The organism is Psychromonas sp. Urea-02u-13, from assembly GCF_002835995.1.
Classification (GTDB): Bacteria; Pseudomonadota; Gammaproteobacteria; order Enterobacterales; family Psychromonadaceae; genus Psychromonas.
In genome coordinates, this window is sequence record NZ_PJBZ01000179.1 from 1 (window position 1) to 2,054 (window position 2,054).

The 2,054-nt window shown below is 39.9% G+C and carries 3 protein-coding genes; 1 reads left to right on the forward strand and 2 read right to left on the reverse strand.

Annotated elements, in window-relative coordinates:
* Positions 1–145: 145 nt before the first annotated feature.
* Positions 146–397 (forward strand): hypothetical protein, encoded by a 252-nt coding sequence (locus CXF74_RS21150; protein ID WP_101084591.1) that lies wholly within the window; start codon positions 146–148, stop codon positions 395–397.
* A 236-nt stretch (positions 398–633) separates the two neighbouring features.
* Here the strand turns inward: CXF74_RS21150 and yddG are convergent, their stop codons facing one another.
* Both yddG and CXF74_RS21160 read right to left on the reverse strand, forming a co-directional pair.
* The gene (gene yddG / locus CXF74_RS21155; RefSeq protein WP_101084593.1) at positions 634–1,635 is read right to left on the reverse strand and encodes an aromatic amino acid DMT transporter YddG; all 1,002 of its coding nucleotides are present in this window, start codon (positions 1,633–1,635) and stop codon (positions 634–636) included.
* A 160-nt stretch (positions 1,636–1,795) separates the two neighbouring features.
* On the reverse strand, positions 1,796–2,054 hold a 259-nt coding region (locus CXF74_RS21160), incomplete at its 5' end, for a phage integrase N-terminal SAM-like domain-containing protein (RefSeq protein ID WP_232772613.1).

Genomic DNA, 2,054 nt, shown 5'->3' on the forward strand with positions numbered 1-2,054 from the left:
TAATCTTTTAGTTAACTGTCATCTTACTGTCACCTTAAAAAGTTATCTTTTTGTAGCACGATTAAACACCCTAACAGCATCTTGATGTAAATGATGATCAAGAGCTGCTACCAAGGTATATAAACCAAAAACAGGAACTTTTATTATGGCTACTTTAACCAACGTTGAGCTGAACGCTAATTTATATAGTCCGGTGATATTTTTTGATTTAGATGGCACTAAATACGCCATTTTTACCGATGGCCCTGAGAAAGTATTAACAGGGGAGATGGATGGAATCTGTGATGTGCTTTCAGCGCAAATGAATAAAAATGGGGATGAAGAAACAACCACATTTAAGTTTGATGATTTTCATATTATCTCTAACGGCAGTCAGGCAATGGGTATGTTAAATTAACCCGAATTTAGAGCAAAGCACGCACTCAAGTAAAGTGCAGGACTCAATGGTGAGTCCATTGATTCATAAAACGCCAAAGTGCCTTTCGCAGTTTGGCGTTATTTTTTCTTGTCTTTAAATGACTAAATGCTATTCAACAACTTAAATTACTTAACCATGAAGAAAATAAGGTTAAAGAGCAAGTTGAATTTTTACTATGGGTGGATTCGTGTTCGTTTTTATTGAAATAAGTCAGCTTATTCAGTTTTAATAACCTGAGTTTCTCCTGGTTCTCTCTTTTCCATTTCTATAGCACCTTCAATCACTGCACCTTCAATGACAGCGTCTTCAATGACTGGATCCTCAACTAAAACCGCTTTTTCTCTGGTAAACCACCAACAAAGTAACGAACCCATGGACACCATGACCACGCCTTGCCAAAACGTGGCAGTGAGCTCAATGTCTAAAATCCATGCGGATAAAAAAGTAGAAAAGATAGGCGTGAAATACGACAGGGTAGCCAGTAGCATCATGTTGCCACGCAAAATACCGATATTCCATAAGGCATAACCGCTACCCATAGCCGCGCCGGTGATCAATAAATCAAAGGCAGCGTCTGCTGTTAATGTGATGGCGGGTTCATTGCTTATAAAGTACTTAATCCACAGGGTGATCGCCGTGGCGATAAAGAACCAGGTAATGGCATTTTTTCCATTGGCTAAATATTTAGTAATATTGCAGTAAAACGCCCAGATAAAAGCGCCAGAAAAAGCCATCGCATAACTCGCAGGGTTAGAAGCAATGTTCTTTGCGATATACGTCAGTGAGAGTCCTTGATCGCCACCCACGGTCCACGCGACACCAAAAAAGGCTAACGCGATGGCAGGATAAAGTGCTTTGTTCACTGGTTTTTTACTAATAAATACCGCCACTAATACGGTTAACGACGGCCATAAATAGTTAATGACGCCCATCTCAACCGCTTGCATACGGTTATTCGCCATACCTAACGCCAGCGATAAACAGATTTCATAACTGACAAAGAGCGCGCCGCCAATCAGCAGATACTTAGTCGAAAAGAGTTTAAGTTTTGGCGCACCAAGGAATAACACTAAAAACAGCGAGCTGACCGTATAAATCATGGCCGCACCACCTATCGCGCCGAGTTGCTCAGCCACATTACGCACAAAACCCACTGTGGTGCTCCACAGTAGAATCGCAGCACAACCCGCAAGTGTGTATTTATCTATTTTAACCATCAGCATTCCTTGGGTGTTTGTATATCGTACATGTGTATTATATTGCTCGGATAATACACGTTAACAAACAATGCATGCTAATAAATAATGTTGATATAGGTATAAAAGATGATGGGAGGGTAAGGGGATCAGATTGATGTGAAGATGGGATGTCCCGTTTTTATTTTTTAAGCGCCAGTGATTGTGTTTTGTGGGCTACATTTTTGACGTTGGCGAGAAAAGATAAGAAGCGTTCAACTTCTTGATTATGGCAACCCACGGAATGATTTTTATTATTAAATACGATGAAATAGCGGATCCAATGAATGTAAGCAGTAATCGTTTTTCTCGCGTAACGTCGTGTATTCATCATTTCAACAATAGATTGAGGAAAGGGAGATTTATTTTTCATAGCCACCTTAATTAATCTGTGTGTATAT

Coding starts and splice junctions, on each gene's coding strand:
- yddG (WP_101084593.1), bottom strand. CDS start 1,635: ATGGTTAAAATAGATAAATACACACTTGCGGGTTGTGCTGCGATTCTA.
- CXF74_RS21150 (WP_101084591.1), top strand. CDS start 146: ATGGCTACTTTAACCAACGTTGAGCTGAACGCTAATTTATATAGTCCG.